At 59.8% G+C, this 19,524-nt stretch carries 16 protein-coding genes and 1 riboswitch; of the genes, 6 read left to right on the top strand and 10 right to left on the bottom strand.

Annotated elements, in window-relative coordinates; all coding sequences use genetic code 11:
• Positions 1–18 precede the first annotated feature (18 nt).
• Both sdhA and sdhB read left to right on the top strand, forming a co-directional pair.
• Positions 19–1,767, top strand: coding sequence for a succinate dehydrogenase flavoprotein subunit (gene sdhA / locus ACLBWT_RS14570; protein ID WP_447663881.1), 1,749 nt, complete (start codon positions 19–21; stop codon positions 1,765–1,767).
• Between the two features lie 18 nt (positions 1,768–1,785).
• A complete protein-coding gene (sdhB, locus tag ACLBWT_RS14565; RefSeq protein WP_447663880.1) occupies positions 1,786–2,556 on the top strand; it encodes a succinate dehydrogenase iron-sulfur subunit in 771 nt (256 codons plus the stop codon).
• Between the two features lie 138 nt (positions 2,557–2,694).
• On the opposite strand, the gene ACLBWT_RS14560 is transcribed toward sdhB, so the two are convergent.
• From ACLBWT_RS14560 to ACLBWT_RS14550, 3 genes are all read right to left on the bottom strand, one after another.
• A complete protein-coding gene (locus tag ACLBWT_RS14560; RefSeq protein WP_447663879.1) occupies positions 2,695–3,189 on the bottom strand; it encodes a glutathione peroxidase in 495 nt (164 codons plus the stop codon).
• A gap of 170 nt (positions 3,190–3,359) precedes the next feature.
• Positions 3,360–4,271, bottom strand: a complete 912-nt coding sequence (locus ACLBWT_RS14555; RefSeq protein ID WP_447663878.1) for a J domain-containing protein — start codon at positions 4,269–4,271, stop codon at positions 3,360–3,362.
• A gap of 151 nt (positions 4,272–4,422) precedes the next feature.
• Positions 4,423–4,731 (bottom strand): winged helix-turn-helix transcriptional regulator, encoded by a 309-nt coding sequence (locus ACLBWT_RS14550; protein WP_048744678.1) that lies wholly within the window; start codon positions 4,729–4,731, stop codon positions 4,423–4,425.
• A 172-nt stretch (positions 4,732–4,903) separates the two neighbouring features.
• Here ACLBWT_RS14550 and ACLBWT_RS14545 point away from each other — a divergent pair, with 172 nt between their 5' ends.
• Positions 4,904–5,302, top strand: a complete 399-nt coding sequence (locus ACLBWT_RS14545) for a DoxX family protein (protein ID WP_447663877.1) — start codon at positions 4,904–4,906, stop codon at positions 5,300–5,302.
• A 222-nt stretch (positions 5,303–5,524) separates the two neighbouring features.
• Positions 5,525–6,346, top strand: coding sequence for a DUF695 domain-containing protein (locus tag ACLBWT_RS14540; protein WP_447663876.1), 822 nt, complete (start codon positions 5,525–5,527; stop codon positions 6,344–6,346).
• A 34-nt stretch (positions 6,347–6,380) separates the two neighbouring features.
• On the opposite strand, the gene ACLBWT_RS14535 is transcribed toward ACLBWT_RS14540, so the two are convergent.
• The 4 genes from ACLBWT_RS14535 to ACLBWT_RS14520 form a co-directional block, all read right to left on the bottom strand.
• The gene (locus ACLBWT_RS14535; RefSeq protein WP_447663875.1) at positions 6,381–7,277 is read right to left on the bottom strand and encodes an EamA family transporter; all 897 of its coding nucleotides are present in this window, start codon (positions 7,275–7,277) and stop codon (positions 6,381–6,383) included.
• Positions 7,278–7,559: 282 nt separating this feature from the next.
• Positions 7,560–8,138, bottom strand: a complete 579-nt coding sequence (locus ACLBWT_RS14530) for a permease (protein WP_447663874.1) — start codon at positions 8,136–8,138, stop codon at positions 7,560–7,562.
• Positions 8,139–8,480: 342 nt separating this feature from the next.
• On the bottom strand, positions 8,481–9,290 hold the full coding sequence (locus ACLBWT_RS14525; RefSeq protein ID WP_447663873.1) for a histidinol-phosphatase: 810 nt from the start codon (positions 9,288–9,290) through the stop codon (positions 8,481–8,483).
• 61 nt (positions 9,291–9,351) lie between these two features.
• The gene (locus ACLBWT_RS14520; RefSeq protein WP_447663987.1) at positions 9,352–10,254 is read right to left on the bottom strand and encodes a LysR family transcriptional regulator; all 903 of its coding nucleotides are present in this window, start codon (positions 10,252–10,254) and stop codon (positions 9,352–9,354) included.
• A gap of 203 nt (positions 10,255–10,457) precedes the next feature.
• Between ACLBWT_RS14520 and ACLBWT_RS14515 the strand changes: the two genes are divergently transcribed.
• Positions 10,458–11,783, top strand: coding sequence for an MFS transporter (locus tag ACLBWT_RS14515; protein WP_447663872.1), 1,326 nt, complete (start codon positions 10,458–10,460; stop codon positions 11,781–11,783).
• A 132-nt stretch (positions 11,784–11,915) separates the two neighbouring features.
• Here ACLBWT_RS14515 and corA read toward each other — a convergent pair whose 3' ends face one another.
• The 3 genes from corA to uraA all read right to left on the bottom strand — a co-directional run bounded on the left by corA (position 11,916) and on the right by uraA (position 18,068).
• A complete protein-coding gene (gene corA, locus ACLBWT_RS14510) occupies positions 11,916–12,851 on the bottom strand; it encodes a magnesium/cobalt transporter CorA (protein ID WP_447663871.1) in 936 nt (311 codons plus the stop codon).
• 563 nt (positions 12,852–13,414) lie between these two features.
• Positions 13,415–16,555 carry an S-layer homology domain-containing protein gene (locus tag ACLBWT_RS14505; RefSeq protein WP_447663870.1) on the bottom strand — a complete coding sequence of 1,047 codons (3,141 nt, stop codon included), beginning with the start codon at positions 16,553–16,555 and terminating at the stop codon, positions 13,415–13,417.
• Positions 16,556–16,760: 205 nt separating this feature from the next.
• Positions 16,761–18,068, bottom strand: a complete 1,308-nt coding sequence (gene uraA, locus ACLBWT_RS14500) for a uracil permease (RefSeq protein WP_447663986.1) — start codon at positions 18,066–18,068, stop codon at positions 16,761–16,763.
• Between the two features lie 275 nt (positions 18,069–18,343).
• Positions 18,344–18,461, top strand: a riboswitch (SAM riboswitch).
• Between the two features lie 132 nt (positions 18,462–18,593).
• Here uraA and metA point away from each other — a divergent pair.
• Positions 18,594–19,511, top strand: coding sequence for a homoserine O-acetyltransferase MetA (gene metA / locus ACLBWT_RS14495; protein ID WP_447663869.1), 918 nt, complete (start codon positions 18,594–18,596; stop codon positions 19,509–19,511).
• Positions 19,512–19,524 lie beyond the last annotated feature (13 nt).

The following is a 19,524-nucleotide window of genomic DNA, read 5'->3' as shown; positions in this document are numbered from 1 at the left end:
AAGGAGGACCTCATAATCATGGCTAAAAACAACATTATCGTCGTCGGCGGCGGACTCGCCGGCCTGATGGCTACAATCAAGGCGGCCGAGGCAGGCGTGCACGTCAACCTGTTCTCGCTCGTGCCGGTCAAGCGCTCCCACTCCGTGTGCGCGCAGGGCGGCATCAACGGCGCCGTCAATACAAAGGGCGAAGGGGACTCCCCTTGGGAGCACTTCGACGACACCGTCTACGGAGGCGACTTCCTCGCCAACCAGCCGCCTGTCAAGGCGATGTGCGAGGCGGCGCCCGGCATCATCCACCTGATGGACCGGATGGGCGTCATGTTCAGCCGCACGCCGGAAGGCCTGCTGGACTTCCGCCGCTTCGGCGGCACGCAGTACCATCGCACGGCGTTCGCCGGCGCGACGACGGGCCAGCAGCTGCTGTATGCGCTGGACGAGCAAGTACGCCGCTGGGAGGCCGCCGGCCTCGTCAGCAAGCATGAGCATTTCGAGTTCATGGGAGCGGTCGTGGACGAAGACGGCGTCTGCCGCGGCATCACCGGCCAGGACCTGCGCACGATGGAGGTCCACTCCTTCCGCGCCGACGCGGTCATCCTGGCGACAGGCGGCCCCGGCATCATTTTCGGCAAGACGACCAACTCGGTCATCAATACGGGCACGGCGGCCAGCGCCGTGTACCAGCAAGGCGTCCACTACGCCAACGGCGAGATGATCCAGATCCATCCGACGGCCATTCCGGGCGATGACAAAAACCGCCTCATGTCCGAATCGGCTCGCGGCGAAGGCGGCCGCATCTGGACGTACAAGGACGGCAAGCCTTGGTACTTCCTCGAGGAGAAATACCCGGCTTACGGCAACCTCGTGCCGCGCGACATCGCGACCCGCGAGATCTTCTCCGTATGCGTCGACCAGAAGCTCGGCATCAATGGCGAGAACATGGTCTACCTCGATCTCTCCCATAAGGATCCAAAGGAGCTTGACGTCAAGCTCGGCGGCATCATCGAGATCTACGAGAAGTTCGTCGGCGACGATCCGCGCAAGCTGCCGATGAAGATCTTCCCGGCGGTCCACTATTCGATGGGCGGCATGTGGGTCGACTACAATCAGATGACCAACATTCCGGGCCTGTTCGCCTGCGGCGAATGCGAGTACCAGTACCATGGAGCGAACCGTCTCGGCGCGAACTCCCTGCTGTCCGCCATTTTCGGCGGCATGGTGACGGGACCCAAGGCTGTGGAATATATCAAGGGACTTAAAAAGTCCGCGGAAGACGTTTCTTCCAGCATCTTCGACCGCGAAGTGAATCTGCGCACGGACAAGTACGAGTCCATCCTGAAGATGGACGGCACGGAGAACGCCTACGTGCTGGCCAAGGAGCTCGGCGAGTGGATGACGAACAACATGACCGTCGTCCGCTACAACGACCGTCTGGAGCAGACGATCCAGAAGATCAAGGAGCTCAAGCAGCGCTACACCAACATCAACATCAACGATACGGCCCGCTGGAACAACGCCGGAGTCGCCTTCACCCGCCAGCTGTGGAACATGCTGGAGCTGTCCGAGGCGATGACCAAGGGCGCGCTGCTCCGCGACGAAAGCCGCGGCGCGCACTACAAGCCGGAGTTCCCGGAACGGGACGACGAGAAGTTCCTGAAGACGACGATCGCGAAATTCACGCCGGAAGGCCCGGAGATTTCGTACGAGGAAGTCGACACTTCGCTCATTACGCCGCGCAAGCGCGACTACTCGAGCAGCAAGCACTAAGGAGGAGGGAGAACGACAATGGCAACCGAAACAGCTACCAAGACCGGTAAAATGGTCAAGTTCATTATTACCCGTCAGGATTCGCCGGATGCGGCTCCTTATACCGAAGAGTTTGAGGTTCCGTACCGCCCGAACATGAACGTCATCAGCGCCCTGATGGAAATCCAGCGCAACCCGGTCAAAGCCGACGGCGCGTCCACGACTCCGGTATGCTGGGAGTCGAACTGTCTCGAGGAAGTATGCGGAGCCTGCTCCATGGTCATCAACGGCAAGCCGCGCCAGGCATGCAGCTCCCTGGTCGACAAGCTGGAGCAGCCGGTACGCGTCGCTCCGATGAGCACGTTCCCGGTCGTGCGCGACCTCGTCATCAACCGCGAGCGCATGTTCAACGCCCTCAAGCGCGTCAAGGCATGGATTCCGATCGACGGAACCTACGATCTCGGACCGGGACCACGGATGGCCGAGACGAAGCGCCAATGGGCCTACGAGCTGTCCAAGTGCATGACTTGCGGCGTCTGCCTCGAGGCTTGCCCGAACGTCAACGACCGCTCCAGCTTCATCGGACCGGCGGCGATTTCCCAGGTTCGCCTGTTCAACGCCCATCCTACGGGCGAGATGAACAAAGCCGAGCGCCTGGAGACGCTGATGGACGACGGCGGCATCGAAGGCTGCGGCAACTCGCAGAACTGCGTGCGCTCCTGTCCGAAGGGCATTCCGCTCACGACGTCGATCGCCGCGATCAACCGCGACACGACGGTGCAGCTGTTCAAAAACTTCCTGGGCGTGTAATCGGCCCCGCAATACGAAGACCCCGTACCGGCTCGGTACGGGGTCTTTTTTGTTCATTTCAGTCTGGTTTAGAGCTTTCCGGTCTGGTTAGAGCCGCTCACTTCCTTCCGGCTCATGCAACGTCCTCGTTAGAGGCGCTTATACGGGAGCCGGCGCTCCGAGAAGCTTGGCGACATGGCTCTCGATCTTCTCGGGCTTGTCGGTCGGCGCGAAGCGCTTCACGATGCGGCCTTCCTGGTCGACCAGGAACTTGGTGAAATTCCACTTGATCGCCTTGGTGCCGAGGAAGCCTCTGGCGTTCTCGGTCAGATAACGGAAGAGAGGATGAGCGCCGCTGCCGTTGACGTCGACTTTGGCGAACAGCGGAAACGTGACGCCGAAGTTGATCTTGCATGCTTCCTGGATCTGGTCGTTGTCTCCTGGTTCCTGGTTGGCGAACTGTCCGCATGGAAAGCCGAGAACGGCCAGCCCTTTGTCCCCGTATGTCTGATGAAGCTTCTCCAGTCCGTCGAATTGAGGCGCCAGGCCGCACTTGGTCGCGGTATTGACGATCAGCATCACCTGGCCTCGGTGCCGCTCCAAGGTTTCTTTGGCGCCGCGCGCCGTTTCGACTTCAATATCATAAATAGACATCGGTTTCGCCTCCAACTTCATCGCTCTAATTAAATTGTATACAATTTAAATGACGCTGTCAACATTGCCAGCCTCAATGGCTCCAGGGATGAAACAAGCGGCCTTTTCCTGAAAAGGAAGGGCCGCTTGGCTGGTCCCGCAATCGGACTTGCAGGTGTTGGAAGATAGTGTCAAGGAGCGGAAGTATCCGACAAGGCGGCCCGGATGAACTGCAGGGAATTGTCCAGCTTGGCCGTGTCGCTGCGGATGGCGGCAATGAAGCGGCCGCCCTCCAGGCCCATGCTTTTGACGAGAGGGCTGTCCGTGACATCGACGCCGTAGACATGCTCTTCGTTCGGAGTATCCTGAGCAGCCGCGCTCAAAGCATGGTCGTCGTTGTATTCAGAGCCAAGCGCGTCCTTATGGGTCTCAAGAGGGAGAAGGGCGTTCTGGGAAGCCAGCTTGTCGAAGCTTGCGCGGTCCAGCAAGTAGACGTCGTCCTTGTTCGTGATGAGATCGAGAACGCTCTTCTGGACCATGGCCATGTCCTGTCCGGACTTGGGATCGGCCGGTACGTAAGTGAGATGGACGATCACTCGTTTCCAATCGGGGAACCGGCTCACGAGCTGCTGCTCGGCTGTCTTCACGTCGCTTCCGGCCGGCGAGCCGAATTCGCCGAAGTAGGAGAGAGCCAGGGCGGCGGGAGGAAGCTTGGCCAGCTCGGCCTGCTCCTCCTTATGGTTCAGGTAAGCATTGATGCCGTACACGACGGCGGCGATCAGCACGATCGCGCCCAGCAAGTGAAACTTATAATAGCTGAAGAAGTGGTCCACCTTTTGCGCGGATCCCGCCATTCCCTTGTATTTCCCATACGCCTTCTTGTTGTACTCTTCCCGCGCCATCGCTTCCTCATGCTCCAGGATCGTCCGGTACGCCGCATTGATCGTCTCGAGGCTCGGAGATCCCGCCTGTTCGCCGTCCCCGCCGCGGGCTTGCTGGCTGCGAGCCCTGCGCAGCAGCAAGGAGTATTTCTTCTCGACTTCTTCCTTGGAAGCGTTGTCGGGCAGCCCCAAGTCCCGGTATGCCTGCTTGATCGTATCCATGCCTCACCCTCACTGTCCGCTATTGATGTCCATACTAGTATAAGCCCCCGCAGGTACGGATTTCCACCATCCAGCCGAACTTGAGGAGATCGGGACGGAGCCGGAAACAGCAAAAAAGCCGCCCGGTCGGGCGGCCAGATGGCACGGAACGCTACATCCAATGCTCTCCCCAGTCCTGAATGGACTCGATGACAGGCTGCAGATGATGTCCTTTGTCGGTCAGCTCATATTCAATCCGTACAGGCATCTCCGGATAAACCTTGCGGTTCACGATCTGAGCCTGTTCGAGTTCCTTCATCCGATCGGTAAGCATCTTGTCGCTCATCTCCGGAATTTGTTCCTTGATTTCCTTAAACCGCTTGGGCCCGCCGAGCAGCACCCGGATGATAAGGCCCGTCCACTTTTTCCCAAGCAGCTCGATGGCGGCTTCGTACTTGGGACACATGGTGGAGTAGTCCATTCTTATCACTCCTTCTTGTGCTACCATTGTACCATATAAACTAAGGAAATGTAAGCGACTGTCCCTGAATTGATTAATTTTATATATTAACTTGACTAAGGTTAGTTAATGATTTATGATAAGTGCATTCAAGCAACGGACGAATACATTCTATGAAGAGGCGGGGTTCATTATGTTCGATACGGGGATTCTTATCTTAAGGGTTGTTGCAGGGCTGCTGTTCGCGGCGCATGGCACGCAGAAGCTGTTCGGCTGGTTCGGAGGCTACGGAATCAAGGGAACGGCAGGCTGGCTGGAGTCGCTCGGCGCCAAGCCCGGCGTGCTGATGGCGGTGCTCGCGGGGCTCTCGGAGCTGCTGGGAGGGCTGCTGCTGGCGCTTGGATTGTGGGTGTGGATCGCCGCGGCGCTGATCATCATCCCGATGCTTGTCGCGATCGCTAAAGTTCACGGGGCGAACGGCATCTGGTCAACGGCCAACGGCTACGAGTACAATCTGATTCTCATCGCGATTGCGCTGGCTGTCGCGTTCACTGGCGCAGGAGCCTATTCCATCGACGCTGTCTTGAGCTGATCCTCATCCGCATGGCCTCTTCTTGCCCGGCAGCCGGTTCGGCTGGCCGCTGGCAGGAAGAGGCTTTTTTGTCCTGAAATGCCGGATGAAACCCGCAACTTTTCCAGCTCTGCTGCGTCTTTGGACTAGAACGGATAAAAAAACGATTTGCCGGACCGAAGCAGTCCGGTATAATAGACAGACATTTGGCGGGGAGGACTCGTCAGAAAGCGAGGTGCGGCGATGGCAGACGACTGGGGCTTCTTCGAACGCCATTCCGAGGACAAGGAATTGATGAGGATCCTTGTCAATTGCGCCTGGAGACAGGATGCGCACCCGCCGGGCTTGAACCAGCTGTTGTCGATTACAATCAACCTCTACTCCATCCGCAGCCGGCATAAGAACAAGGAAAGCATGATATCCGAGCTGGAGAGGATGGAGCATGAGCTGGAAGAGGCCGTGCAAGCGGGAGGCAATTCCGTCTATATCGGACGCATCAATACGCCGAGAAGGCTTGAATATTATTATTATATGGAGAGCGGGGCGTCGCTGGAGCCGCTGCAAAAGATATTGTCGTCAAGAAGCGGCAGCAGGCTGATGCATTACGTCAAGCCGGATTCCGAATGGGAGTTTTACCGATATTTGCTGCCGGACACGCTTGAAGAGCTGTTCATCCATAATGCTCAAATGGTGTACGCGCTGCTGAACCGGGGAGATGATATCCGGAGGCCGCGCAATGTGTATCATTGGCTGCTCTTCCGCGATCATGACGGACGCAAGCTGATGCGCATGAAGCTGGAAACGATGGGGTACCGGATCGAGGAAGGCAAGAGCGGGGAGCCGGAGCCCGAATACCCGTACCCTCTCGTCATCAGCCGCTTCGAGGACGTCAGGCTGGAAACCGTCAACGGCCGGGTCGACGAGCTGTACCGAATGATCGGGGCGGGCGGCGGCAAATACGACGGCTGGGGATCGGTCATGAAGCTTACCGCATCTTACCGCATCAAGGCTTGGTGGAAAAAGTGGCTCGGCTCGTTCTCGGCCGCATGCCGCCCCAAAAGCTGATGATGCGGACGGGCAGCATTTGTTGCCGTCTGCTTTAAAGCTTGATCAATACGAGGCCTGCCAGAAGGCAGGCAAAAGCGAGCCATTGCAGCCTTGTCAGGCGTTCCCGGTACAGCAGGATCGAGCCGGCCGCCACGACAAGGCTGTTTGTCGCGAAGATGGGAGCGGCTATGCCGGCCTTGCCGGTCTCGAGCGCCCAGGCATAGAGCTGGAGCCCGCCATAGGAGAACAACCCCGCGAGCAGGCCTAGACGGAGGCCGATGCTCCAGCCATCGGCGGATGATTGCCGGACTGCGCTGCCGCTCTTCCGGCCGGAGCGCTCCTTAAGGACGGCTGCCGCAAACCAGAGCAGCGAAAGGAAGTAGCCGGTCAAGAGAACGGAGGAGGAGGGCAAGCCGAGCTCGCTCGTCACCTTCAAGCCTCCGTTGCGGAAGGTGAACAGAACGACGGCTGTCCCCGTGTACAGGAACCAGCGCCGGTCCCCGATCGAGAGCGGCTCCGACCGGCGCAGGGCGATCAGGACAGCGGCTGCCAGCAGCAGGCCGATTCCGGCCGCCTCCCATCCTCCAAGCGGCTCGCCGTATATCCATACCGACATCGCCACGACAAGGACGATGTTGAGGTTCGTAATCGGCGAGGTGAGACTGGCGGGGCCGTAGCGCAGCGCCTGCATGAACACGACGTTGCCCCAGGCGGAGCCTGCTCCGACAACCGCTCCTGCGAGCCAGGCTTTCCAGCCAAGCGCGGCCGTCCAGCTTCCGTCCGCCAGGCATTGGAAGAGAAAGCCGGCCGTTCCTGTCACGTATAATCCCAATAGGAGGGAGGTGTTGTTCCCTCCGCGCATTTGGGATACTTTCATCCACCAGCCGGCGAAGCCGAACACGGCCGCGCTGCCGATCGAGATCAGAAGCCATATAGCAGAGTCTGTCATGAGGGTCGGTGCTCCTTTGTTGCCTGTATTGGAGGGGTAGAAGCAATCTGTTACACAAATGAAATATTCCTGTCACGCCTTTATTACAATGAGGGGTTAAGATAGTGACATGACCCCCTTTTAATAAATATACTTGGGACCTTCCTTCCGGAAGGTCCACTTTTTTTGCCCTTATATAGAGATGATGGGGTGAACGGCATGAAAAAGCAACTACAGTCTATCATGCGGAGCCTCATGCTTCATCCGGGGTTTTGGGACTAGGCCGTCCTTAGTCTGCTCCTGTCAGCCCCAGCCGAGAGTATCCGTCGCAAGGGACAGCAGGAGCAGAGCGCACATGGCCGCTCCGGTCCATAGATTGCGGCTTCGATTCACCGATGCGGCGCCGGTGTCGGGCAGGGATCGGACATATAGGATGGCCCCGACTGTCACCAGTGCAAGCTCGGCGGCCATACTAATGGACGTCCATTGCCACAGTCCGAGCCCGAGGAGAGGCAGCCCTCCAGCATTGCCGGGCAGAATCGGCAGGTCTGCGCGGTGCATGGCGAGGTCAAGCGCCCAGTGGCTCAAGACGACGGCGCCGATCGTCCATCCTCCCTTTCGTCCCCATTTTCGGGAAGCGAGCCATCCGACAGCCATAGCGATGATCAAGGTCCCGACCAGCGAGTGCGTGTAATCCGCATGAATGATGCTGCCGCCGTAACCCTCGGCGCCTGGGACAGGCTCCATCGTTTCCTTGCCCGTCAGGAGGAAGGGAACGAAGATCACGTCGAGCAGCTGCGTGCCCAGCATGAGCGTCCAAAGCGGAACCTGAGGATTTTTGGCTTTGACGGCTGCGGCTAATCCGAAATGTCCAGCGAACATCGAACCTCACCCCTTTCCTTGCCTGGAAGAACGTCTGGCCCGGGCGTCCGCCCAGCCCATTCCAACCGTGAACAGAAGCATGAAAACGATAAAGCTCATCGTCGAACCTCTCCTTGTCGCCGAAAACTAATGGATTTAGTTTTACTATAACTAATCGCATTAGTTTTTGCAATCCTTTCCAGAGATAGATTTTGCAAAGCTTGTCCGCATCACAAAAAAAGAGCCCATAGGGCTCAGAGACGGATAAATCGAAGCTTGCATCCTTACGTTAGAGGCTCTTGAATGCGGATCCGTTGAAAGCTCTTCGAACGCCTGAGCGGCTGGCGGCTCAACAACGTCTGCTCAAAGAGGCACTGCGACCGGCTGCTTCTGCCGATAGAAGAACCATTCACGGAAACCGATCGATTTCAGCAGGGCGCGGACTTCCTCGAAGTCGTCCCCGACCCGCGCGGGCACATGGGAATCCGAGCCGAAGCTGCATGTGACGCCGAAGTGATGAGCTCTTTCCAGAATTTCGTTGGAAGGGTACCAGCCGCCGACCGTTTTCGTTTTGCCGGAGGTGTTGATCTCGATCGACGCCCCGCTTCCGGCGATAGCCTGCAGAGCCAAGTCGATGCTCTCGGAAGCCGGGATGTCGGAGAAGGCGGGATAATATCCCTTCATCGCGTCGATATGGCCGAGCACCTGGAACATGCCGCTGACGGCCGATTGCCTGATCAGCTCATAATACTCGCGCTTCTGCTCGGCCTGCGCCGATTGTGACAATCCCTTCCAGCGGGTTTTGTTGAAGATGCTTCTGCCTGACGTGAAATGGACCGAGCCGATGATATAGTCGAACGGATAGGCTTCGTAAGCCTTGCGGTATGTATCGGCATGCTCCGGAAAGAAATCCGACTCCATGCCCAGCAGCACTTCGATCTTGCCTTCGTATTTGGCCTTCAGGGCCAGCACTTCCTCGACGTAGCCCGCCAGAGAGCTGCGGGCCATCGCAATGCCCGGCTCCGGATGGTCTTCTTCCCTGCCGAAGTAGGGGGAATGGTCGGAGATGCCGATCGCGCCGATTCCGGCGTCGATTGCGGCGCGGATATAGTCCTCGATGCTTCCTGCGGCATGGCCGCAGCGGCTGTGGTGGGTGTGCAGGTCGAATTTCATCGGATCGGTTCCTCCTCAAGTTCATATCGGGTTCAAAGCAATCCTTTGTACGGAAGGCTCGCTACTCGCTGCTGATGAACTGCGCTTCGGGCATGCCCTTGAGATCGCTCAGGAACTGCTGCATGGCGGAGTTCAAATATCTTCCCGACTTGTAGACGACGCCGATCGGATGGGTGACCTCCAGCTCCGTCACCCGGATCATTCGCAGCGTGCCTGAACGGAGCTCGTTGGCGATGGACAGGTTGGAGACGATAGCAGCTCCCAGGTTGATCTCGACCATCCGCTTGACTTCCTCGCTGCTGGACAGCTCCATCACGATATTGGGGATGATGCCGTTCTTGGAGAAGATGCGGTCGACGAAGCGCCTGCCGAGCGTATCGGGAGACAGCATGATCAGCGGGATATCCTTCAATTTGTCGATGGAGGCATGCTTGAGCTCGGCCAGCGGATGCGCAGGGGATACGACAAGCTCGAAAGTATCATAGTACAGAGCCGATGTCTGCAGATTCGGATTCTTTTCGGACAGATAGGTGATCCCTAGATCCACGCTGCCTTTCTCGACGCTGGCCATGACCTGGGAGGACGGCATCGAATGGATCGTCGTCTTGATCAGCGGGAACTGGTTCTGGAAGTAGGACAGCACCCGGGGCAGAATCTGGATGGCGATGGAGCTCGTCGTCCCGAGCACGATATGGCCCTGCGGAATATGGTTCAGGTCGGACAGCTTCTGCTTCAGCTCTTCGACGATGGACAGGATGCGCATGGCATGGTCAAGGAACACCTGTCCCCGATCCGTCAGCGTCACAGGCTGGTTCCGGTCTACCAGCACCGTCTTGAATTCCTCCTCCAGGCTCTTGATCTGGGCCGATACGGCCGGCTGAGTCAGGTTGAGCTGCTCCCCGGCTTTGCGGAAGCTCATCGTTTTGGAGATGGTGAGCAGCGTTTCGAGCTGGCTGATATTCAGAAGAGGTTTCCCTCCTTTTGATAAGAGTTTTTTATCATTTCTTCTTAGTATATAGAAGAGAGCAAGGCGGGTAAAGCTTCCGGATATTTACAATAAGTTGAAAGACAGCGCTTCCTCCTGCAGCAGGAAAAGGTATCCGGACGGCGAAGCTGTTGCATACGGCCGCCTGCACGGAGCCGAAGCAGAGGAGGATTGCATTCCTTATGGACAAAAAGGCTGTCAGGGGCTGGATCATGTACGATTGGGCCAACTCCGCATTCGCTACGACGATGATTGCGGCAGTCATGCCGGTATATTACGACCAGGTCGCGGGAAAAGGCCTTGAAGGCTCGCTGGCCTCCGTCTACTGGGCCAACACCCAGAGCATCGCCATGCTGTTCGTCGCGCTGCTGTCGCCGCTCGCGGGAGCTGCGGCCGACCTGCTCGGCTCCAAGCTGCGGTTCCTGATCGCCTTCACCCTGCTCGGAGCCGTTCCGAGCTCGCTGATGGCCTTTGCCGGGGAAGGGGACTGGTTCCTCGCTTCCTGCCTGCTTATTCTCGGCATCATCGGCTTCACGACCGGCGGCACCTTCTATGACGCTCTCCTGCGCGACGGCATCCCGGAGAATGACCGCCACAAGGTAAGCGCTCAAGGCTACGCGATGGGCTATGCGGGCGGAGGGCTGCTGCTCGCCGTCAATATCCTCATGATCCAGAAGCCAGAGTGGTTCGGATTCGCCGATTCGACGGCCGCCACCAAAGCCTCGTTCGTAACGGTCGGCATCTGGTGGCTGCTGTTCTCGCTGCCGCTGTTCCTGAACTGGAAGGAGCCGCGCCCGGGTCGTGCGTCCGGTCCGGCGCTGAGGAGGGTAGGGCAGACGGCCTGGCAATCCATGCGGCGCCTGGTCGGAACGCTGCGCTCGCTGAAGAGGTACCCCGAGCTGCTCAAATACATGATCGCCTTCTGGTTTTTCAACGACGGCATCAGCACGGTCATCGTCATGGCGACGATCTACGGCTCCAGCATCGGCATCGAATCGAGCGATCTCATCCTGGCGCTGCTGATTACCCAGTTCACGGGCCTGCCGGCGACGCTGCTGTTCGGACGGCTGGTGTCCCGATTCGGCGCCAAGCGGATGCTGATGTACTCGCTGGCTGTGTATCTGGTCATCGTCGTGCTCGGCTACTTCATGACGAACCAGCTGCATTTCTACATCCTGGCGTTCATGGTCGGCCTTGTCCAGGGCGGCAGCCAGTCGGCCGCGCGCTCGCTGTATGCAGGACTTCTTCCAGCAGGCAGATCCGGCGAATGGTTCGGATTCCTCGCCCTTTCCAGCAAGTTCACCTCCATGCTCGGCCCGCTCGTCTTTTCCATTGTCGGTACGCTGACAGGCTCGACCCGGACGGCGATATTGTCGGTTGCCGCTTTCTTCCTGATCGGAATGGTCCTGCTGTCGCTGGTCGACTTCGTCAAGGGAGCGCTGCAAGCAGACCAAACGGAGCTTCCGGACGCCTCGGCAGGCGGCAGCGGCTTCGGAGCCGGAGCCTAGCTCCGCGCGGAAGCGGCCGTCCGGCGCTCTTCCCTCATCATTCCCGAAAACAGCAAACCCCTTGCATTTGGCTGTGCTTCGCAGCCGCTCATGCAAGGGGTTTGCTTCGTCTTCGGGGACCGGCCGCTCTCATCACAGCCAATCTTTCTTGCGGAACAGGAACAGCATGCCGCCGCCCAGCATAAGCATGAAGCCCATGATGAGGTAGAAGCCGTAATAGAAATGCTCTCCCGGCAGATGGGCGAAGTTCATGCCGTAGATGCCGGTGATGAAGGTCAGAGGCATGAAAATCGTCGTCAGCGCCGTGAACACGCGCATGATCTCGTTGGCGCGGCTGGACAGGCTGGACTGGTAAGCCTCGCGCAAGTTCGCCATGAGGTCGCGGTACGTATCGAACGTCTCGGTGATCTTGACCGCATTCTCGTAGATGTCGCTGAAGTACTTCTGCAGTTGGTCGTCGATCAGGCGCAGATCCTTTTTGTTCAGCGTGGCGATGACGTCGCGCTGAGGGCCGAGCACCTTCTTGAGCCAGAGAATCTCGCTGCGCAGGCCGATGATCTCGCCTAGATGCGACTTTTTCGTATGCATGAGGATGTCTTCCTCGAGACTTTCGATGCGCGCCTCGATCCTGTCGCCGACGAGGAAGTAATTGTCCACGACAAGGTCGACGAGATGGTACAGGAAGCGGTCCGGACGGTTGACGTCCTGCTCCCATAGAATCGGCTTCAGAGAACGCAGCTCGTTGATCTTCTGCTTCGTGACGGTGATGATGTAATGCCGGCCGAGAAACATGTTGAGCGCCCGGAGGAAGATCTCCTCGTCATCGAACCTGATGCTGTTGATGACGATAAAATAATGGCCTTCGTACAGCTCGATCTTCGGGCGCTGCTCCTCCTCGCTCAGACAGTCCTCGACGGCCAGGTCGTGGAGGCCGAACAGCGGCTGGAGGACGGCAAGGTCCTCGACGTCCGCGTCGATCCAGTAGAAGCCCTCAATGGGGGGGGCAAGCGTTGCTTGCAAATCTTCGACGGGGACGAACACCCCGTTGTTGACCATGCGGATTTTCATGGCTTATTCTCCTCTCGCGGAAGAACGAGCAGGAGCCGGATGCCGCAGCCGTTGGCGGCGGGCGGAGAAGAGCCTGCAGCGCAGGGAGATCAACGTCCACGCAAGGCGGGGTCCGACTTGTCGTCTTCTTGGTGTTGGGTTTGCTGATTGTTGCTAGAGGCTGGCTTAGGCCCTTCGCCTTCCATGGCGTTTCACTCCTTGTTCCCCTCGGGGCAGTATGAAAGTCTTGTCTAGTATACTCTTTAGGACAGGATGGACTCAAGGGAATTTAGACGGGGAGATGTCGCCTGCCGCCGCCCTCTCCGCCGGCTTGTTCGTACAGTGTATGCGGAAGGCGGGAAGGGGGTTCCCGGGCGCACGCCGCCAAACAAGGATACCGGAAAATAAAGCGGACGCAACCTCTAGAGCAGCGGTGCATGCCGATATCAAGGCAGGCCGAGAACATAACGGCGAGCGGAACGTTTGGATAGGATTGCAATGTCCCGCGCAGCGGAAAAAACCGGAACCCCGCCAAGCGGCGGAATTCCGGTTGTGTGCATGCTGTCGCGCCGGCGGAAGTCGGTTCAGCCGCCGAGAAGCCGCAGCAGCAGAACGGCCGCTTGGGCGCGCGTGGCAGGCTGTGCCGGGGCGAGGATGCCCTCCGGCATCCCGGCCAGCATGCCGGCTTGAAGCAGGCCCGCGATGGAGGCCCGGGCATACGGGGCTGTCTTGCCGCCGTCTTTGTAAGCGCCAAGAAGCGAAGGGATCTCCGTGGCGTCCGGCTCCTGGAGCTTGCCGAGCAGCTGCAGAGCCCGCATCGCCATGACGGCGAGCTCCTGGCGGGTCAGCGGCCTGGACGGCTCGAATGATCCGCCGCCGGTTCCCGAGATCAGGCCTGCTTCCGCAGCGGCCGAGACGGCTTGGCTGTACCAGGAGCCCGGGGGAACGTCCTTGAACGGCGCAATGCCCGCCGAGACTGCTTCGGGAAGCTTCAGCGCGCGGTACAGAAGGACGGTGAATTCCGCGCGAGTCACGGCACGGTTCGGCTCGAATGCGCCGGCAAGGGAGCCGCGGACGATATCCAGCGCGGCGAGCTTGCTGATGTCATCGGCAGCCCAAGGCGCATCCGAAAGATCGGTAAACGGCCGGCCGCTGCCGGCCGATCCGCCCGGTGGAGAAGCGGAAGGCGCGGGAGCCGATGACGGCGTTGGAGCCGCCGATGGGGCAGGCGAAGCGCTCGGTGTCGGCGTCCAAGCCGGCCCTGGAGCCGGCGTCGCAGAAGGCTCCGTAGTCGGAGCCGGATCGGCGCTCGGCGAAGGGGCGGTACTTGGAGCCGGATCGGCGCTCGGCGAAGGGGCGGTACTTGGAGCCGGATCAGCGCTCGGCGAAGGGGCGGTACTCGGAGCCGGATCGGCGCTCGGCGAAGGCTGTGTGCCCGGATTCGGCTCCTCGGCCTGCCGTTCCCCGACTACGATGCCGAGGCCGTTGGTTCCGACGTAAACGCGGCCGAACACACGCGGGTCTCCCGTTATCGTCCGGTTGGCGGCGCCGAACTGATGGGTATCGTCATTGATCCGCGTCCAGCTACCGCCTGCGTCATCGGAGCGGTAGATGCCCCACTTCCCATCGACCTTCGCATAGCTGTACACAGCCATGCAGGGCTGTCCGGGAGCGGCTTTGCCGAAGCCGATCGAAGCCGACTCCTCAACGCCTTGAACCAGCCGGAAGCTGGCTCCGGAATCCGTGGAGCGGTACAGGCCGAAGGCATCCTCGGGATTTTTATTGTCCGATGCCGCGGCAAGCCAGATATCGCCTTCAACACCCGGAACGGCTTTGAATTTGCTGGTGATCCGCTTCGGAAGCCCAGTCGCCGCTTCCTGATGGAAGGTCGCTCCGCCATCGGTGCTCGTGTAGAACGATCCTTCGCTGAAGCCGTAGAACTTGTCCGGATTCACGCGGTCGGAGCTGACGGCAGCGCCGGCTGGAATGCCGGCGGACGGCTGCCATGTCTGTCCGTCATCGGCGGACCGGCTTACGGGCTGGCCTTCCGGACTCCAGAGGATGGAGCGGCCGTCGGCGGAAGCGGCCACATAACCGCCGCCGACGGAAAGGCCGCTTCCCCATGGATTCATGCCGGGCTTCCAGGTGATCCCGTTGTCCCGGGAAACCCCGATGCCGGCATCCGAACCGGAGACATTGCCGACCCGCACGATGAAGTCGGGGTCAAGCTCGGCATAGTCCAGATCCGTGCTTGTTCCGATATAAGGATTCGCGATCATCTCGGGGGCTTGGGTCAGATCGGCATGGCGGAAGCCTCCGATATCGCCCATCGCGCTGAGCAGCGGAGCTCCTGCCGGCGGGCTGATGAGCCCGAGCACGGATGTCTCCTCGATGCCTCCCGCCTGGACGGACAGATGCACGGGCCCGTAGACGCTGCCTCCCGCTGTAAGCGGCTGGTCGAGCGCGGTCACGTCGGATGCGCCGTACAGCGTCGCTCCCGTTCCGTACAGAATCGAGCCGGAGTCGAACGGATCGATCTCGAGGCTGCCGATCATCCAGCCCAGCTTGGGCGATGTTTCGGGCAAAGGCTTGTCCTTCACCCCCCAATCCAGCCAAGGGGAAAGGGAGTAGTCCAGCTCGTAGCTGTTGTTCCGCTCCGGGTAATTCCCGAACGTCCAGAACGGCTTCCATGTCCGGCCTCCGTCGAGGCTGCGGTAGATCTGCTCGTCGGGCCACCATTTGTTCATCGTCGCGACCATGACGGTGCCGGGATGGCGGGCGTCGACGGCGAGGCCGCCGTACGGGCTGGAGGTGCTTCCGGAGCCTTCCGGACTGATGTCGCTCCATTCGCCGGAATCCGTATCGAGAACCCAGACCGAGCCTTCGCCGCCGTTATAAGGTCCGATATCCTTGGCGTAGGTCACGTAGAGGCGGCCGTCGGACGAGAGAACGCCGTGATGCGGCAGGAAGCCCTGGTCGGGCTGGCCCGGTACGGCTTCCCATGTCGCTCCGGCATAGATGACCGGGGTCGCGCTCCCCTTCGTTCCGGACGAAGGGTCGAAGGTCACCCAGACGACTCCGATGGGATCCTTCATATAGTCGTCGGAAGCCGAGCCGACGGCGGTGAAGGCTGCGACCCGGCTCCAGGTGACCCCGGCATCGGCGCTTTTCCACAGGCCGTTGCCGCTGCGCGCGCCGAGATAGAGGATGTCTCCGTCGTTCGGATCGACGGCCAGCCGCTCGCCCATGGAGCGGCCGGGCATATTGCCTCCGAGCTTGAAGGGAAGCTCCGTCCGCTGCCAGCTGTCTCCCCGGTCGGAGGAACGGTAGATGTAGCCGTTCATGTCGGTCCAGTCATTGGTATAAGTGCCTAGCGCGGCATAGACCCGGTTCGGATCGGACGGATCGGGCGCGATGCTCTCTACGCCGAGCAGATTCCATTCCTCCATGCCGACGCCCTCGAGCAGCTGCTTCCAGACGCCGCCTGTGGAGGCGTCCCGCCGGTATGCGCCGCCCATGTCCGTCCGGACGTAGGCAAGTCCCTGTTCGGCCTTGCTGTAGACGATGCCGGGAATGAATCCTCCGCCGACAACGGCTGCCCGCCCCCAGCTGTAAGCTTCGCTTGAGGCTTGTGGGGCCGCATTCCCGGCAGCGGCAGCGGCGGGCGATTGGGCAGGCAGTGATAGAGCGGCTGCGAGCAAGGTGATGCAGATGGATTTGAACACGATAGACCTCCTTTGGCCGATTTAAAATGTAAGCACTTACATTTTAAGGCGTGCCGGAAGGGGCGGGATACCGGCTAAATCGGTCGATTAATCAGATGGAAATCGGAGATGGCGGCGGAAAGCCGGCCTTGGCCGGAAAGCAAAAAAAGAGTTCCCAAGGCCGATACAGCCGAGGAAACTCTTTCTATCCTTCAAAAAGCGTCGATCAGTGCCCTTCCGCCCCGTCTTTTTCATTGGAAAGGCCGGTGACCTCGAACAGCTTGAACAGCAGGCTGAACACGACCGCTATGACGGTAGCTAGTGCCATGCCGGAGATGGAGAAGCTGCCGAACTTCAGCGACACGCCGCTGAGGCCGGTCACAAGCACGACTGTCGTCAGGAACAGGTTAGACGGCCGGCCGTAATCGACTTTCTCCTCGATCAGGATGCGCAGGCCGGAGGCCGCGATGACTCCGAACAGCAGCAGGGAGACGCCGCCCATGACCGCCGGCGGAATGTGGGCCACGAGCGCGGAGAACTTGCCGAAGAAAGACAGCAGGATGGCGATGACTGCCGCGCCGCCGATGACGAAGGTGCTGTAGACGCGGGTGATGGCGAGCACGCCGATGTTCTCGCCGTACGTCGTATTCGGCGTCGCTCCGACGAAGCCCGATACGATCGTGCTGAGGCCGTTGCCGAGCAGCGAGCGGTGCAGGCCGGGATCTTTGGACAGGTCCTTCTTCACGATGTTGCCGGTGACGACGAGATGGCCGACATGCTCGGCGATGACGACGAAGGCGGCCGGCAGGATAATGGCGATTGCGTTCCAGTCCAGCACCGGCATGGTGGCATGAGGCGCCTGCAGCCATCCGGCCGCGGCGATCGCTTCGCCCGCTTCATGCGTCATTCCCATGAAATAAGCGACGACATAACCGGTGACGATGCCGATCAGAATCGGAATGATCTTCAGGAAGCCGCGGAAGAGCACGGAGCCGAGGACGGTGACGAGCAGAGTGATGATGGAAAGGGTGATGACGTTCGAATCGGGCGTCCATGAGGCCGCCGTCGCCGCATCCGGGGCGATCCAGCCGGCCATGCGCGCGGCTACCGGCACAAGCTCGAGCCCGATGACGGCAACGATGGCGCCCATAGCCGCCGGCGGAAAGACGACATGGATCCATCCCGTGCCTGCCGCCTGCACGATGAGGGCGACGATGGTGAAGACGATGCCCGCCGCGATGAAGCCGCCGAGCGCCGCCGCGTAGCCTCCGCCGGAAGCATGGGCCGCGATGACGCCGGCTGCCGGTCCGATGAAGGCGAAGCTGGAGCCGAGGTAGGCCGGGATGCGGCCTTTGGTCAGGAGAATGTAGAACAGGGTGCCGATGCCGTTCATAAGAAGGCAGATGGCTGGATCCACGCCCAGGATGTTGGGAACGAGAACGGTGGAGCCGAACATGGCGAACAGATGCTGCAGGCTGAGGAGAAGGCCCGGGCCGAGCGGCGGCTTTTCCAATACTCCGATTTCACGTTTCAAATTCATGACGCCCCTTTTTCTCGATTTGTTCGTGAAGGAAGAATGGCAGATAGGTTCCATTCTTCCCTTCTCGCCGCGACATGCCGCCTGGCTGCTATAGCCGCCGTACCGGTGCAAGCGGACAAAACTTCGTTGATTTTATCCGTTTCTGCCGTTTTTAGCAATGGGCAATATTTTGGGGCGGGGCGGCTGGATGCAATTCGCTTCTTGACGGCCCGCCCGGATATCCAGTATTGTAGGTACAGAAGCCGACTGGCCAATTGAATATCGATACTTTCTTATCAAGAGTAGGCGGAGGGACCAGCCCGATGAAGCCCGGCAACCGGCGTGCGAACGCACGGTGCTAATTCTTGCGGATGCGCATGCGGCAGCGGCGTGTCTGGGAGATGAGAGAGGCGCATGTGTTTCCGTCGATACGACCCTGCGACCCTTTCTCAAGCGCGAGAAGGGGTCTTTTTGCATGCAGCAGCGCCTGTGACCCCGCCCCCTGCGATACCGTACAATTCATAAAAAGGAGTGACAGGCATGCCGATCAAAGTACCCGACCATCTGCCCGCCAAGGAGGTTCTGGCGGAAGAGAACATATTCGTCATGGACGAAAGCGTCGCCTACCATCAGGATATCCGCCCGCTGCGGATCGCAATCCTCAACCTGATGCCGAACAAGGAGACGACGGAGACGCAGCTGCTCCGCCTCATCGGCAATACGCCGCTGCAAGTGGAGGCCGTTCTGCTGCATCCTCGCACGCATACGTCGAAGAATACGTCGTCGGACCATCTGCAATCGTTCTACAAGACGTTCGACGAGATCGCCCATCTGTATTTCGACGGCATGGTCATCACCGGCGCTCCGGTGGAGCAGATGGCTTTCGAGGAAGTGAACTACTGGGAAGAGCTGAAGGACATCATGGACTGGAGCCGCAGCCACGTGACTTCGACCTTCCACATCTGTTGGGCTTCTCAGGCCGGTCTGTACCATCATTACGGCGTGCCCAAGTACGATCTCGACCGGAAGATCTTCGGCGTGTATCCGCATACGGTGGAGAAGCGCGGGGTCAACCTGCTGCGCGGCTTCGACGAGATGTTCTTCGTGCCGCAGTCGCGCCACACGGAGGTCCGCCGCGAGGATATCGAGGGCATAGCCGATCTCGACATCCTGTCGGAATCGCCGGAGGCCGGCGTGTACCTCGTCGCCTCCAAGGATGGGCGCCAGATCTTCGTCACCGGCCATTCCGAATACGATCCGGAGACGCTCAAGTACGAATACGACCGCGACGTCGCCAAAGGCATGGAGATCGCCCTGCCGATCAATTATTATCCCGGCAACGATCCGTCCCGCAAGCCTCTGTCCACCTGGAGGGCGCATGCCAACCTGCTGTACTCCAACTGGCTGAACTATTACGTCTACCAGCAGACGCCGTTTGATCTCGGAGCCCATATATAAGTCCGCGATCCGG

This window comes from Paenibacillus sp. D51F (genome assembly GCF_053345695.1).
The sequence above is the reverse complement of the archived record's forward strand: the minus strand, read 5'-3'. Positions and strand labels throughout refer to the sequence as shown.

Coding starts and splice junctions, on each gene's coding strand:
- ACLBWT_RS14540 (WP_447663876.1), top strand. CDS start 5,525: ATGGCAGACGACTGGGGCTTCTTCGAACGCCATTCCGAGGACAAGGAA.
- ACLBWT_RS14555 (WP_447663878.1), bottom strand. CDS start 4,271: ATGGATACGATCAAGCAGGCATACCGGGACTTGGGGCTGCCCGACAAC.
- metA (WP_447663869.1), top strand. CDS start 18,594: ATGCCGATCAAAGTACCCGACCATCTGCCCGCCAAGGAGGTTCTGGCG.
- corA (WP_447663871.1), bottom strand. CDS start 12,851: ATGAAAATCCGCATGGTCAACAACGGGGTGTTCGTCCCCGTCGAAGAT.
- ACLBWT_RS14525 (WP_447663873.1), bottom strand. CDS start 9,290: ATGAAATTCGACCTGCACACCCACCACAGCCGCTGCGGCCATGCCGCA.
- sdhA (WP_447663881.1), top strand. CDS start 19: ATGGCTAAAAACAACATTATCGTCGTCGGCGGCGGACTCGCCGGCCTG.
- ACLBWT_RS14550 (WP_048744678.1), bottom strand. CDS start 4,731: ATGGACTACTCCACCATGTGTCCCAAGTACGAAGCCGCCATCGAGCTG.
- ACLBWT_RS14530 (WP_447663874.1), bottom strand. CDS start 8,138: ATGTTCGCTGGACATTTCGGATTAGCCGCAGCCGTCAAAGCCAAAAAT.
- ACLBWT_RS14515 (WP_447663872.1), top strand. CDS start 10,458: ATGGACAAAAAGGCTGTCAGGGGCTGGATCATGTACGATTGGGCCAAC.
- ACLBWT_RS14535 (WP_447663875.1), bottom strand. CDS start 7,277: ATGACAGACTCTGCTATATGGCTTCTGATCTCGATCGGCAGCGCGGCC.
- sdhB (WP_447663880.1), top strand. CDS start 1,786: ATGGCAACCGAAACAGCTACCAAGACCGGTAAAATGGTCAAGTTCATT.
- ACLBWT_RS14560 (WP_447663879.1), bottom strand. CDS start 3,189: ATGTCTATTTATGATATTGAAGTCGAAACGGCGCGCGGCGCCAAAGAA.
- ACLBWT_RS14545 (WP_447663877.1), top strand. CDS start 4,904: ATGTTCGATACGGGGATTCTTATCTTAAGGGTTGTTGCAGGGCTGCTG.